The sequence below is a fragment of the Blastococcus sp. TML/M2B genome (assembly GCF_016612865.1).
Lineage (GTDB): Bacteria > Actinomycetota > Actinomycetes > Mycobacteriales > Geodermatophilaceae > Blastococcus.
On the sequence record NZ_JAENZZ010000001.1, the window covers coordinates 921,242 to 934,408 of the forward strand.

The 13,167-nt window shown below is 73.6% G+C and carries 11 protein-coding genes; 7 read left to right on the top strand and 4 right to left on the bottom strand.

Annotation, left to right across the window (positions count from 1 at the left end):
* Positions 1–16: 16 nt before the first annotated feature.
* The 3 genes from JKP75_RS04490 to JKP75_RS04500 are packed head-to-tail and all read right to left on the bottom strand — an operon-like array spanning position 17 to position 3,431.
* A complete protein-coding gene (locus JKP75_RS04490; RefSeq protein ID WP_200492797.1) occupies positions 17–910 on the bottom strand; it encodes an oxidoreductase in 894 nt (297 codons plus the stop codon).
* Positions 911–950: 40 nt separating this feature from the next.
* Positions 951–2,213 (bottom strand): MFS transporter, encoded by a 1,263-nt coding sequence (locus JKP75_RS04495; protein ID WP_309229503.1) that lies wholly within the window; start codon positions 2,211–2,213, stop codon positions 951–953.
* Between the two features lie 36 nt (positions 2,214–2,249).
* Positions 2,250–3,431, bottom strand: coding sequence for a zinc-dependent alcohol dehydrogenase (locus tag JKP75_RS04500; RefSeq protein WP_200492430.1), 1,182 nt, complete (start codon positions 3,429–3,431; stop codon positions 2,250–2,252).
* 502 nt (positions 3,432–3,933) lie between these two features.
* Here JKP75_RS04500 and JKP75_RS20500 point away from each other — a divergent pair.
* From JKP75_RS20500 to JKP75_RS04515, 3 genes are all read left to right on the top strand, one after another.
* A complete protein-coding gene (locus tag JKP75_RS20500) occupies positions 3,934–4,734 on the top strand; it encodes a M23 family metallopeptidase (protein WP_309229504.1) in 801 nt (266 codons plus the stop codon).
* 96 nt (positions 4,735–4,830) lie between these two features.
* The gene (locus JKP75_RS04510; RefSeq protein WP_200492428.1) at positions 4,831–5,745 is read left to right on the top strand and encodes a cation diffusion facilitator family transporter; all 915 of its coding nucleotides are present in this window, start codon (positions 4,831–4,833) and stop codon (positions 5,743–5,745) included.
* 76 nt (positions 5,746–5,821) lie between these two features.
* A complete protein-coding gene (locus JKP75_RS04515; RefSeq protein WP_309229505.1) occupies positions 5,822–6,790 on the top strand; it encodes a cytochrome c oxidase assembly protein in 969 nt (322 codons plus the stop codon).
* Between the two features lie 72 nt (positions 6,791–6,862).
* On the opposite strand, the gene JKP75_RS04520 is transcribed toward JKP75_RS04515, so the two are convergent.
* Positions 6,863–8,449, bottom strand: coding sequence for an MFS transporter (locus JKP75_RS04520; protein WP_309229506.1), 1,587 nt, complete (start codon positions 8,447–8,449; stop codon positions 6,863–6,865).
* A 93-nt stretch (positions 8,450–8,542) separates the two neighbouring features.
* On the opposite strand from JKP75_RS04520, the gene JKP75_RS04525 reads away from it, so the two are divergent.
* From JKP75_RS04525 to serB, 4 genes are all read left to right on the top strand, one after another.
* Positions 8,543–9,037, top strand: coding sequence for a YfcE family phosphodiesterase (locus JKP75_RS04525; protein ID WP_309229680.1), 495 nt, complete (start codon positions 8,543–8,545; stop codon positions 9,035–9,037).
* On the top strand, positions 9,034–9,900 hold the full coding sequence (locus JKP75_RS04530; protein ID WP_200492423.1) for a putative RNA methyltransferase: 867 nt from the start codon (positions 9,034–9,036) through the stop codon (positions 9,898–9,900). Before JKP75_RS04525 ends, JKP75_RS04530 begins: the two co-directional genes overlap by 4 nt.
* Positions 9,901–9,990: 90 nt before the next feature.
* The gene (gene ctaD / locus JKP75_RS04535) at positions 9,991–11,745 is read left to right on the top strand and encodes a cytochrome c oxidase subunit I (RefSeq protein WP_200492798.1); all 1,755 of its coding nucleotides are present in this window, start codon (positions 9,991–9,993) and stop codon (positions 11,743–11,745) included.
* A 122-nt stretch (positions 11,746–11,867) separates the two neighbouring features.
* A complete protein-coding gene (gene serB / locus JKP75_RS04540; protein WP_200492799.1) occupies positions 11,868–13,124 on the top strand; it encodes a phosphoserine phosphatase SerB in 1,257 nt (418 codons plus the stop codon).
* Positions 13,125–13,167: the final 43 nt, after the last annotated feature.

Sequence of the window (13,167 nt, forward strand, 5' to 3'; positions counted from 1 at the left end):
GGTGGCCGGCTGACGCCTACAGGTCGACGTCGGGCTCGCCGGTGCCGCCGATGCGGTCGAGCTCCTGCAGCTCCAGCGGCCCGAGCTCGCGCGCGGAGGCGAGCATGTTCTCCTCCAGGTGCGCCACCGACGAGGTGCCGGGGATGAGCAGCACGTTGGGGGATCGGGCCAGCAGCCAGGCCAGCGCCACCTGCATCGGCGTCGTCTCCAGCCGACGGGCCACCGTCTCCAGCGCCGCCGACTGCAAGGGGGTGAACCCGCCGAGCGGGAAGAACGGCACGTAGGCGATGTCCTCGCGGGCGAGCGCGTCGATCATCGGGTCGTCGTCCCGGTGCACGAGGTTGTAGTGGTTCTGCACGCACACGACCGGGGCGATCGACCGGGCCTCGGCCAGCATCTGCGTGGTCACGTTGCTGACGCCGAGGTGCTTGACCAGCCCCTCCTGCTGCAGCCGGGCCAGGGCCTCGAACGGCTCGGCGAGGGAGCGTTCCTCGGGTGCGGCGAAGCCGGGCATCCGCAGGTTCACCACGTCGATGGCGTCGACCCCGAGGTTGCGGAGGTTGTCCTCGACCGCGGAGCGCAGCTCCTCGGCGCCGAGCGCCTCGGGCCACCCGCCCTCCGGCGTCCTCCGCGCACCCACCTTGGTCACGAGGACGAGGTCCTCGGGATAGGGGTGCAGCGCCTCGCGGATGAGCTCGTTGACCACGTGCGGGCCGTAGTAGTCGCTGGTGTCGATGTGGTTCACGCCGAGCTCGACGGCCCGCCGCAGCACGGCGACCGCCTCGGCGCGGTCGGCCGGCGGCCCCATCACGTGCGGGCCCGCGAGCTGCATGGCGCCGTAGCCGAGGCGGAAGACGGGCCGCCCGCCGAGCGGGTAGGTGCCGGAGGGTTCTGCGGTGCCGATGGTCATGGCCGCCTCCCTACCCGGATGCGGCCGGTCATGCGCGGGCTCAGCGCGCGCCGACGGGCTCCGGGAGTGCTGCCGGGGCGGCGGGGGGCGTGCTCGTCACCGGACGGCGGTGACCCCGCCGGACCTGGAGCGCGAGGCCGGCGCCGGCGACGGCCAGCCCGGCGCCGACCCACATCGGGGCGGTGAGGCCGTACCCCTGGGAGATGACGAGCGCGCCCAGCGCCGCGCCCAGGGCGTTGGCCACGTTGAACGCCGCCTGGTTGGCGGCCGAGACGAGGCTGCCGCCGGGTACGTCGGCCGCCTCGATCACGCCGTTGAGCACGATCGGTCCCAGCGCGAAACCGAGCGCGCCGAACAGCACCAGCAGGACGACGGCGGCGACGGCGCTGCGGGCGGAGAACGCGAACACCGCGAGGACGACGGCGACGCCGAGCATCCCGACGGCGACGAACCCGAACGCCCAGCGCGTGCCCAGCCGGCCGCCGACCAGCGTGCCGATCGTGGTGCCGACGCCGAAGAGGGCGAGCACCGGCGTGACGCTGCCGGAGGAGAAGCCGGCGAGGTCGGTGAGGATCGGCGTCACGTAGCTGTAGACGGCGAAGGTGGCGGCGAACCCGACCATCGTCAACGACAGCACGAGCCAGACCTGCCGGCTGCGGAAGGCGGAGAGCTCGGTGCGGAGGTCGGCCGGCTCGCCGGCGTCCGAGGGCAGCCAGGCGAGCAGGCCGGCGATCGTGAGCAGGCCGATGCCGGCGATCGCGGCCAGCACCAGCCGCCAGCTGGTCTGCTGGGCGACCCAGGCGCCGGCCGGGACGCCGACGACGTTGGCCAGCGTCAGCCCGGTGACCATGAGCGAGATCGCCTGGGTGGCGCGCTGCGGGGCGACCAGCCGGCGGGCCGCGATCGCGCCGACGCCGAAGAACGAGCCGTGCGCGAGCGCGGTGAGCACGCGCGCCGCGGCGAGCGTGCCGTAGGTGGGGGCGGCCGCCGCGAGCAGGTTGCCGACGGTGAACACGGCCATCAGCGCGACGAGCGTCTGCCGGGGCGTGAACCGCAGGCCGACCGCCGTGAGGGTGGGCGCGCCCACGACCACGCCGATCGCATAGGCGGAGATGAGCAGACCGACGGCGGAGACCGAGACGTCGAGGCCGTCGGCGATCTCGGGCAGCATGCCCATGACGACGAACTCCGTCGTCCCGATGCCGAAGGCGCCGATGGCGAGGGCGAGGAGGGCGCGGGGCACGAGGGGGTACAGCTCCCGGGCGCCCCGGCCCATGCCCCGATCGGCGGTGCGGCTGCTCACACCGGGGGCGGGCGGGTGCCCGCCCCCGACGAGCGGTCAGGGCTGGAGCAGGACCTTGACGGCGCCGTCCTTCTTCTCGCGGAAGTTGGCGTAGGCCTCGGGGGCCTGCTCGAGCGGCACGCGGTGGGTGGCGAAGTCGTCCACGCCGAGCGGGTCGCCGTCCAGCAGCAGCGGGAGGATGTCGGGCACCCAGCGCCACACGTTGGCCTGGCCCATGCGCAGCTGGATCTGCTTGTCGAACATGCGCATGAGCGGCATGGGGTCGGTCGCGCCGCCGTAGACGCCGGACAGCGAGATGGTGCCGCCGCGGCGGACCGCCTCGATCGCGGTGTTGAGCGCGGCGAGCCGGTCGATCCCGGCCACCTGCATCACCTTCTCCATGATCGCGTCGGGGACGACCGCCGTGGCCTTCTGCAGCGCGGAGGCGATGGGGGAGCCGTGCGCCTCCATGCCGACGGCGTCGATGACCGCGTCGGGCCCGCGGCCGTCGGTGAGGTCGCGCACGCGGGCCACGACCTCGTCCTGCGCGGTGCTGTCGATGACGGTGATCCCGTTGCGCCGGGCGCGCGCGAGCCGCTCGGGGACGACGTCTGCGGCGATGACCTGGCCGGCGCCGAGGTGCTTGGCGATCCTGGTGGCCATGTCGCCGATCGGGCCCAGGCCCAGGACGAGGACGCTGCCGCCCTCGGGGATGCCGGCGTACTGCACCGCCTGCCAGGCGGTGGGGAGGACGTCGGAGAGGTAGACGTAGCGGTCGTCGAGCGGGGCGTCGGGCACCTTGATCGGCAGGGTGTTGCCGAAGGGGACGCGGAGGTACTCGGCCTGCCCGCCGGGCACCTGCCCGTAGAGCTTGGTGTAACCGAACAGCGAGGCGCCGAAGCCCTGCTCGCGGTTCTGCGTGGTCTCGCACTGGGAGTTCAGCCCCTGCGAGCACATCCAGCAGGTGTTGCACGAGATGTTGAACGGGACGACGACGCGGTCACCGGCCTTGAGCGCGGTCACCTCGCTGCCGACCTCGCGGACGACGCCCATCGGCTCGTGCCCCATGATGTCGCCGACGGTCATGAACGGCGCCATGACCTCGATCAGGTGCAGGTCCGAGCCGCAGATGCCGGTCGAGGTGATCTCGACGATCACGTCGGTGGGGTCCTGGATCGTCGGGTCGGGAACGGTGTCCACCCGGACGTCGCCTCGGCCGTGCCAGGTCACTGCGCGCATGTCGTTCGCTCCCTCTGTAGAGCCGGAATTCGGCCGTCGCGAGGGTCTTCTGCCCCTCCGTGAGCCAGGTCGCGCGACTTTCAACCACACGCCGCGCGCCTCTTACCGAGCGTTACCGACTGGCTACTCGATGTTGAATGCCAGCCGTGCAGTTCCGTGGTGCGGACCACAGAACTGCAGGTCGATACCCCGTCGCGCAGATCACGAACCGATCACGACGTGTTTACATGGGCCCCGCCCTTCTCCCCGGGGGCACGGCAATGCCCCCTACGGAAGCTCCAGGTGCATGACTTTGCTCCACCACGATCGCCGCGTCGACGACGGTCGGGGGACCGCTCCGGCGGCCCCGGCCGGAAGCCCCGCCCCCACCCGCGCGACCGCGCGGAGCCGGGCCGGCCGGGTCGATGCGACGACACCCTCGCGGGTTCCCGAGCAGCGCCAGGGGACGGCGCAGCCCGAGGGGACCACCGACCGGCCCGACGCGGCTGAGCGCACCCGTCCCGTGCCGTTCCCGCGGACCGGGGCCGAGGCCCTCGACGCCGCCGGGACGCCGCGCCCGCGGCGCGGCCGGCACCGGGTCCCGACCGTCCGCCGCCGTCCGGCGTTCTACCTCGCCGCCGGTCTGGTCGGTGCGGTGAGCCTGGGTGCGCTGATCGACACCGCGCCCTCGGCGGGCGCCGAGGGCACCACCGCGACCGAGACGGTCAGCGTCGCCGAGCAGCTGGGCATCGACGCGTCCGCGACCGCGACCCTCCCGTCCGACACCGACTCCACCCGGCTGCTGCAGGACATGGTGGCCAGCCGGAACGCGCGCGACGCCGAGTCGACCGCCGCCGCGACCGCCCAGGCGCAGGCCGACTTCCTCGTCGCCGCCGCGGCCGCGGAAGCAGCCGCCGAGGCGGCCCGCCCGAAGGTGGTCGCCCCGATCCAGGGCGCCCGCCTCACCAGCGGCTTCGGCGGTCGCTGGGGCACGGTGCACACCGGGATCGACCTCGCCGCCCCGATGCGCACCCCCGAGTACTCGGTCATGGACGGCGTGGTCCTCGAGGCCGGTCCGGCCAGCGGTTACGGGCTGGCCGTCTACATCCAGCACGACGACGGCACCGTCACGGTCTACGGCCACATGGACGAGATCCTCGTCCAGCCCGGCCAGGTCGTCCGGGCCGGCGACACGATCGCGCTGCTGGGCAACCGGGGGCAGTCCACCGGCCCGCACCTGCACTTCGAGGTGCACCTGGGCGGGCTGGACGGCACCAAGGTCGACCCGCTGCCGTGGCTCCGGGAGCGCGGCGTCCAGATCTGACGTCCCCCACGCGCACGGCGACGCCCCCGACCGGATCCGTCCGGGCCGGGGGCGTCGCGCGTCCGGCACACTTCCCCGCAGGGGAGAGGAGGACGCATGGGGCACGACCACGGGCACGCGGGCACGGCCGCCGGCAACCGGCGCGGCCGGCTGGCCGTCGTCCTCGGCCTCACCCTCGCGGTCCTGGTCGCCGAGGTCGTCGGCGCGGTCCTGAGCGGGTCGCTCGCCCTGCTGGCCGACGCCGGGCACATGGCCACCGACGCCGTCGGTATCGCGCTGGCGCTGGCCGCGGTCGGCCTGGCGCAGCGGCCGCCGAAGGGACGGCGCACCTTCGGCTGGCAGCGCGCCGAGATCCTCGCCGCCGTCGCCAACGGGCTGCTGCTGCTCGGGGTGGCCGGGTACGTGCTGGTGGAGGCGGTCCGCCGCATCGGCGACCCCCCGGAGATCGCCTCCGGCCTGGTGCTCGCCGTGGGCTCGGTGGGCCTGGCCGTCAACGTGGTGTCCCTGGCCGTCCTGCACCAGGGGCGGGGGGAGTCGCTCAACGTGCGCGGCGCCTACCTCGAGGTGCTCGCCGACGCGCTCGGCTCGGTGGCGGTCATCGCCGCCGCGCTCGTCATCACCGTCACCGGCTGGACGCACGCGGACACGGTGGCCTCCCTGGCCATCGGCGTCCTCGTGCTGCCCCGGGCCTGGAGCCTGCTGCGGGAGGCCCTCGACGTCCTGCTCGAGGCCGCGCCCCGGGGTGTCGACCTCGAGCACGTCCGCGAGCACATCCTCGGTGTCGACGGCGTCCTCGGCGTCCACGACCTGCACGCCTGGACGATCACCTCGGGCTCGCCGGTCCTCTCGGCGCACGTCGTCGTCACCGACGAGGCGCTCGCCGCCGGGCACGGCGGCCGGGTCCTCGACGCGCTGTGCGAGTGCCTGGGTGCGCACTTCGACATGGACCACTGCACCTTCCAGCTGGAGGCGCAGGCGCACGCCGGCCACGAGGCCCCCGTCCACGACTGACCGGGCCCGGCACCCGCCGGCCGCCGCGGGTGGGACAGTGGTGCCGGACGGTCGGACGGTGGGGACGGAGGCGTCGGTGGAGCACGACCACGGGCACGGGCACTCGGGCATGTGGGTGCCGGACGAGCCACCCACCTGGGGCCGGGTCTTCCTGCCGCACCTCGAGCCCTGGTCGGTCCTCGCCGTCCTCGGGCTGGTCGGGCTGGTGCTCTACCTCGTGGCCGTCGTCCGGCTGCAGCGGACCGGCGTGCGCTGGCCGTGGTGGCGGACCGCCGCCTGGATCGCCGGCACGCTGTCGCTGTTCGCGGTGACCGGCACGTGGCTGAACGGCTACAGCATGGTGCTGTTCAGCCTGCACATGGTCCAGCACATGGTCCTGGCGATGATCACGCCGATCCTGCTGCTGGTGGCCGCCCCGGTGACACTGGCGCTGCGCACGCTGCCCCGCGGGCAGGGCGCCGCCGCCGCGCCGCGGGCGCTGCTGCTGAACTTCCTGCACAGCCGGTTCACCCGGTTCCTCGCGGCGCCGGGGTTCACCGTGCCGCTGTTCATCGCCAGCCTGTACGGGATCTACTTCACGCCGATCTTCGACGCGCTGATGAGCACCCCGGCCGGGCACCAGTTCATGCTGGCGCACTTCGTCGTCACCGGGCTGCTGTTCTTCGGCCCGGTCATCGCCCAGGACCCGTGGCCGAACACCCACAGCCACCCGACCCGCATCCTCGAGCTGGTCATCCCGGTGCCGTTCCACGCCTTCTTCGGCGTCGCGGTCATGATCGCCAGTTCGCTGCTGGTCGACAGCTTCGCCGACCCGCCGGCGTCCTGGGGCATCGACCCGGTCGGCGACCAGACGGTGGCCGGCGGGATCGCGTGGTCCTTCGGGGAGCTGCCGACGGTGATCGTGCTCATCGTCGTCCTGGTCTCGTGGATGGGCTCCGACGAGCGCCGCGCCCGGGCCCTGGACCGTGCTGCCGACCGCGACGGCGACGCCGAGCTCAGCGCCTACAACGCCCGCCTGCGGGCCATGGCCGAGCAGAGCCGCTGACAGCAGCGGCGCGCGCCCGCGGGTGCGGACCCGGCGGGAGGCCTCCGGCCCCGCGCCGGGTCCGCACACGTGCTAGCCGGCGTGCACGAGGGCCTCGCCCTCGGCCGGCAGGTCCTCCTTGGTCGCCTTGATCAGCACCGCGGCGACGACGGCGCCCAGCACCAGCAGCACCGAGGCCCAGGTGAAGGCCGTGGTGTAGCCCTCGACCTGCGCCGCGAGGCCGACCCGCGCGTCCTGCGGGTCGGCGCCGCCGGCGATCGCGTCGGCGGTGGAGGAGCTGATCGCCGCCACCGACAGCGAGGCGAGGACGGCGGTGCCGATGGAGGCACCCACCTGCTGGGTGGCGTTGAGCATCGCGCTCGCCGCACCCGCGTCGTGCTCGCCGGCACCCACCAGCGCCAGGTTCGACAGCGGCACGAAGGTGAAGCCCAGGCCCAGGCCCAGCAGCACCTGGCCCGGGAACGGCAGCGCCCAGAAGCTGGTGTCCAGGTCGACGAACGACAGCGTGAACAGCCCGGACGCGGCCAGCAGCCCACCGGCGACCATGAGCGGCCTGGGCCCGATCCTCGGCAGCAGCGCGCTGGAGGCGCCCGCCGCGATGAAGACGCCCAGGCTGACCGGCAGCGAGGCCACGCCCGCGACCACCGGCTCGTACCCGAGCACCTGCTGGAAGTACAGGCTGAGGAAGAAGAAGGCGCCGATGAGGCCGGCGCCGACCAGTGTGGAGGTCAGGAACGCCCCGCCGCGGTTGCGGTCGAGCACGATGCGCATCGGCAGCAGCGGGTTGCGGGTGCGCAGCTCGAGCACCACGAACCCGACGACGAGCAGCAGCCCGGCGACGATGAACAGCCAGGCCGGGCCGTCGGACCAGCCGCTGGCCGCCGTCACCATCTCGCCGCCCCCGCGGGCGTTGGCCTCCGCGGCCTCCGCCGCGTTGGACTGCGCGGCCTCGGAGACGCGGGTGAAGCCGTAGACGATCGAGGCCAGGCCGAGGGTGACCAGCACCGCGCCGGGGATGTCGTAGCTGGTGTCACCGGGCGCCCTGCTCTCCGGCACGACCGGGATGGCCAGCACGATGGCGAGCAGCGCCACGGGCAGGTTCACCCAGAAGCACCAGCGCCAGTCGGCGTACTCGGTGAGGACGCCGCCGAGCAGCAGGCCGATCGCGGCGCCACCGCCGGCGATCGCGCCGTAGACGCCGAAGGCCTTCGCGCGCTCCTTGGGCTCGGTGAACAGCACGGTGATCAGCGCCAGCGAGGCGGGGGCGAGCAGCGCGCCGAAGACGCCCTGCAGGGCGCGGGCGCCGAACAGCATCGCCTCGTTCTGCGCGAAGCCACCCAGCGCGGAGGCGGCGGCGAAGCCGGCGGCGCCGACCAGGTAGGTGCGCTTGCGGCCCCAGAAGTCGGCGATGCGGCCGCCGAGGAGCAGGAAGCCGCCGAAGGTCAGCGTGTAGGCGGTGACGATCCACTGCTGCGAGGCGGTGCTGATGCCCAGGTCGTCGGTGACGGCCGGGAGTGCGATGTTGACGATCGTGGCGTCGAGGATGACCAGCAGGACGGTCATGGCGATGACGCCCAGCGCCAGCCATCGGCGCTCGTAGGGCTCCTCGGCGGGGGCCTGCGCGCCGGCGGCGGAGGCGGGTCGTTCGGGGTGGGTCACGAGGTCCTCATCGGTCGTTCGGGTGGGGCGGGTTCGCCGGCCGAGGGGAGCGCCGGGGCCGCCTGCGACCATGGGGCCGTGCCGGTCTCCCTGGTGATCACCTCGGACACGCACGTCCCGAAGCGGTCGCGCGATCTGCCGCATTCCCTGTGGACGGCGATTTCCTCCGCCGATGTGGTGATCCACGCAGGTGACTGGGTCGACGTCGCGCTGCTGGACCTCCTCGAGGAGCGCTCGCGCCGGCTGGTGGCCGTGCACGGCAACAACGACCACGGTGTGCTCCGCGAGCGGCTGCCCGAGGTCGCGCGCGTGGAGCTGGAGGGGCTGCGGTTCGCCGTCGTCCACGAGACCGGCGACGCGAAGGGCCGGGAGGCCCGCTGCGCGGCGCGCTTCCCCGGCACCGACGTCCTCGTCTTCGGGCACAGCCACATCCCCTGGGACACGACGGCCCCCACCGGGCTCCGGCTGCTCAACCCGGGCTCGCCGACCGACCGGCGGCGGCAGCCGCACGGCACCTTCCTCACCGCGGTCGCGGACGCCGGCCGGCTGCGGGACGTCGTCCTGCACGCGGTGCCGCCGCGCGCATGAGCACCCGCCCCCCGCTGCCCGCGGCCGCCGTCGCCGTCCTGGCCTGCCCCGTCTGCGCCGCGTCGCTGGCGGTGGGTGAGGGCGGCGACGTGCTGCGCTGCCCCGCCGGGCACTCGTTCGACCGCGCGCGCCAGGGGCACGTCACGCTGCTGCCGCCCGGGCACCGCGCGCCCTCGGGCGACTCGGCCGAGATGGTGGCCGACCGGATCGCCTTCCTCGCCGCCGGCCACTACGCCGGCGTCAGCGCCGCGCTCGGGGATGCCGTGCTCGACGCCGGTGGGGCGCCGCCCGCGCGGCTGCTGGACCTGGGCGGGGGCACCGGCCAGCACCTGGCCGCCGTCCTCGACCGGCTCCCGGCCGCGGCCGGGGTCGTGCTGGACTCCTCGCCCTACGCCGCCCGCCGGGCCGCCCGCGCGCACCCGCGGGCGCTGGCCGTCGTCGCCGACACCTGGGCCCGGCTGCCGGTGCGCGACGGGGGAGCGGACCGCGTCCTGGTCGTGTTCGCCCCGCGCAACGGCCCGGAGATCGCCCGCGTGCTCGCCCCGGAGGGCCGGCTGGTCGTGGTCACGCCGGCCGCCGAGCACCTCGGCGAGCTGGTCGAGCCGCTCGGGCTGTTGCGCGTGGACCCGGACAAGGCGGCCCGGCTCGCCGGCGCCCTCGAACCGCACCTCGCACCGGTCTCCCGGACGGCCCGCCGCGACGTGCTGCGGCTGGACCACGCCGCCGTCGGCACCCTGGTCGGGATGGGGCCGCACGCCCGCCACCTCCCGGCCGGCGTCCGCGCCGCCCAGCTGGCCGCCCTGCCCGAGCAGGTCGAGGTCACCGTCGCCGTCGACGTCGCGGTCTACCGCCGCGCCGGCTGACCCGCGGCCCGGCCCGGACGACGGCGCCCCGCGACGCGCCCGCCCCGTCCCGCGGCAGGGTCGGCGGAGGGCCCGTCTAAGCTGCCGGACGTGACGATTGCACCGGCGCCCATCGTGAGTCGGCCGAGCCCGGCTCATGTGGTCGAGAAGGGCTCGCGGCTGTCCAACCTGCTGCGGACCACCGACCACAAGACCATCGGCCTGATGTACCTGACGACGTCGTTCGTCTTCTTCATCCTGGGTGGCCTGATGGCCATGCTGATCCGGGCGGAGCTGGCCCGACCGGAACTGCAGTTTCTGTCGCCGGAGCAGTACAACCAGCTGTTCACGATGCACGGCACGCTGATGCTGCTGATGTTCGCGACGCCGCTGTTCTTCGCGTTCTCGAACCTGATCATGCCGCTGCAGATCGGTGCGCCGGACGTCGCGTTCCCGCGGCTGAACGCCTTCTCCTTCTGGCTGTTCCTCATCGGGTCGCTGATCGTGGTGTCGAGCTTCGCGACCCCGGGTGGCGCGCCGGACTTCGGCTGGACGGCCTACACGCCGCTGTCGAACGTGGCGCACAGCCCCGGCGTCGGCGGCAACCTGTGGATCGGCGGCCTGGCCGTCAGCGGCCTGGGCACGATCCTCGGTGGCGTCAACTTCATCGCCACGATCATCTGCCTGCGCGCTCCGGGCATGACGATGTTCCGGATGCCGATCTTCACCTGGAACACCCTGGTGACGTCGGTCCTGATCCTGCTGGCGTTCCCGATCCTGACCGCGGCCCTGATGGGGCTGCTGCTGGACCGCAACCTCGGGTCGCTGATCTACTCCGCCGAGAACGGCGGGCCGATGCTGTGGCATGCGCACCTGTTCTGGTTCTTCGGCCACCCCGAGGTCTACATCATCGCGCTGCCGTTCTTCGGCATCGTCACCGAGATCATCCCGGTGTTCGCCCGCAAGCCGCTGTTCGGCTACAAGGGCATGGTCGGGGCGACCCTCGCGATCGGCTTCCTCTCGCTGGCCGTCTGGGCGCACCACATGTACGCCACCGGCGCGGTGCTGCTGCCCTTCTTCGCCTTCCTCACCTACCTCATCGCGGTGCCGACCGGCCTGAAGTTCTTCAACTGGATCGGCACCATGTGGCGGGGTCAGATGACCTTCGAGACGCCGATGCTGTTCTCCATCGGCTTCATGGTCACCTTCCTCCTGGGTGGGCTCACCGGTGTGCTGCTGGCGTCCCCGCCGCTGGACTTCCACGTGCACGACTCCTACTTCGTGGTCGCCCACTTCCACTACGTCGTCTTCGGCACCGTGGTGTTCGCCGCCTACGCCGGCATCTACTTCTGGTTCCCCAAGATGTGCGGCCGGATGCTGGACGAGCGGCTGGGCAAGCTGCAGTTCTGGATGACTTTCATCGGCTTCCACGGCACCTTCCTCGTGCAGCACTGGCTGGGCAACGAGGGCATGCCGCGCCGCTACGTGGACTACCTGCCCACCGACGCCTTCACCACGCTGAACATGATCTCCACGATCTTCAGCTTCGTCCTCGGCGCCTCGGTGATCCCGTTCCTGTTCAACGTGGTGCGGTCCTGGAAGTACGGGAAGCTCGCCCTGCGCGACGACCCCTGGGGCCACGGCAACTCCCTGGAGTGGGCCACCTCGTCCCCGCCGCCGCGGCACAACTTCGTGGAGATCCCGCGCATCCGCTCCGAGCGCCCCGCGTTCGAGGCGCACTACCCCCACCTGGTCGACCGGCTGCAGCACGAGGCGCACGCCGGCAAGCGCCACGACCCCTACGCCAGCGAGCTGCTCGCCGGCACGGGTCCGCGCCAGGGGCCGAACGACCCCGACCCGACCTGAGCACCGCCCCGTCCACGCGGGGAGCACGACCTCCGAACGCCCCGTCGGCCTCACGGCCGGCGGGGCGTTCGCCGTCAGGGGCACCCGCCGGGGCCGCGGAGCCGGTGCGGCACGATGACGGCGTGCCGCTGGACCCCACGCCCCGCCTGCCCGAGGACACCTCGGCCGTCACCGCCCGCGCGCTCCTGACGGTCAGCGGCGCCGACCGCCCCGGCGTCACGGCCCGGCTGTTCACCGCCCTCGCCGGGGGCGGGCCCGCCGTCGAGGTGCTCGACGTGGAGCAGGTGGTCGTGCACGGGCAGCTCGTGCTGGGCGTGGTCGTCGGCGTGCTGCCCGTCGACGGCGACCCCGCGGTCGACGAGGCCGCGCTGCTCGCGCACCTCGGCCGGCTGGCCACCGCCGTCGCGGCCGACGCCGGCGTGCGGGTCGACGTCGAGCCGGCCACCACGGACCCCGCGTCCGTCGCCGCGGGCCGCCCGCACCACGTCATCCTGCTGGGCCGTCCGGTCACGCCCGAGGCGGTCGGCGGCGCGGCCCGCGCGATCGCCGCGGTCGGCGGCAACATCGACGCCATCCGCCGGCTGTCGGACTACCCGGTCACCAGCTTCGAGCTGACCGTCTCGGGGGCCGCGGCCACCGCCCTGCGCACCGAGCTGGCCGCCGTCGCCGCCGCGACCGGCACCGACATCGCCGTCGAGCGGGTCGGGCTGGCTCGGCGCAGCAAGCGGCTGATCGTCCTCGACGTCGATTCCACCCTGGTGCGCGGCGAGGTGATCGACGAGCTGGCCGCCCGCGCCGGTCGCGCCGCCGAGGTCGCCCGCATCACGGCCGCCGCCATGAACGGCGAGCTGGACTTCGCCGAGTCGCTGCGCAAGCGGGTCGCCGTCCTGGCCGGGCTGCCGGTGGAGGTGCTCGACGAGGTGCGCGAGCACCTGGTGCTCACCCCGGGCGCCCGCACGCTCATCCGCACGCTGCAGCGGCTGGGCTTCCGCTGCGGCATCGTCGGCAGCGGCGGCTTCACCCAGATCACCGACCCGCTGGCCGAGAGCCTGGGCCTGGACTTCGCCGCGGCCAACACCCTCGAGGTCGTCGACGGGAAGCTGACCGGCGGGCTCGTGGGCGAGATCGTCGACCGGGCCGGCAAGGCGCGCGCCCTGGCCCGGTTCGCCGCCGAGCACGGCATCCCGCTGGACCAGACCGTGGCGGTCGGCGACGGCGCCAACGACCTGGACATGCTCAACACCGCCGGGCTGGGCATCGCGTTCAACGCCAAGCCGTTCGTCCGCGAGCAGGCGCACACCGCGCTCAACCAGCCCTACCTCGACGCCGTCCTGCAGGTGCTCGGCTTCACCCGCGACGAGGTCCTCGACGCGGTGTGACAGGGACTTTCGGTACCGAAAGTCCCCCGGCTCTCCGGACTTT

What these genes read in the sequence shown, in the direction of transcription:
- JKP75_RS04490 (WP_200492797.1), bottom strand. Translation starts at nt 910, where the DNA reads ATGACCATCGGCACCGCAGAACCCTCCGGCACCTACCCGCTCGGCGGG.
- JKP75_RS04500 (WP_200492430.1), bottom strand. Translation starts at nt 3,431, where the DNA reads ATGCGCGCAGTGACCTGGCACGGCCGAGGCGACGTCCGGGTGGACACC.
- JKP75_RS04510 (WP_200492428.1), top strand. Translation starts at nt 4,831, where the DNA reads ATGGGGCACGACCACGGGCACGCGGGCACGGCCGCCGGCAACCGGCGC.
- JKP75_RS04530 (WP_200492423.1), top strand. Translation starts at nt 9,034, where the DNA reads ATGAGCACCCGCCCCCCGCTGCCCGCGGCCGCCGTCGCCGTCCTGGCC.